The organism is Pedobacter sp. 01N416, from assembly GCF_056399685.1.
In genome coordinates this window covers 1-480 of record NZ_JBFTRT010001088.1, presented here as the reverse complement: position 1 = coordinate 480, position 480 = coordinate 1, and the positions used below count along the sequence as shown (strand labels likewise).

The 480-nt window shown below is 36.0% G+C and carries 1 pseudogene; it reads right to left on the bottom strand.

Annotated elements, in window-relative coordinates:
• Nucleotides 1-480 (bottom strand): annotated as a pseudogene (locus AC1DND_RS29365) (TonB-dependent receptor); the annotation flags it as partial.

Genomic DNA, 480 nt, shown 5'->3' with positions numbered 1-480 from the left:
TCCTTAAGCCATAAGTAGGAAACTGTATTGTCGATATTCAACATATTAAAAACCTCAAAGAACAAAATAACCGAACTGAAATTTTTGTCCAGAAATTTGGGTTTGTGCAAAGCGGCGTCATCAAGGAAATCTTTAGAGAAACCGATATCTACCCGCTTGTATGATGGGATAAAAAACTTATCTAAATACCGTGGTGTTTGTGATGGACCAATCGGTAATCTTGAGCCATAAAGCGCGTTTAAGTGTACTTTATAAGTTGGACTATTTAATAATTTATCCTGAAAAAATATAGAGAAATTCAAACGCTGATCAGTTGGCCTTTTTAGATAACCAGGATAAATTGTAGTTCCATTCTGGATATAACTATCTCCAATAATATCTTCATTGGCATGCATAACCGACATTCTGAAATAAGAAACCAGATCCTTAACAAACTCACCGCCTATACTAAAATCGGCGCCATAAGCATAACCGCGCGAG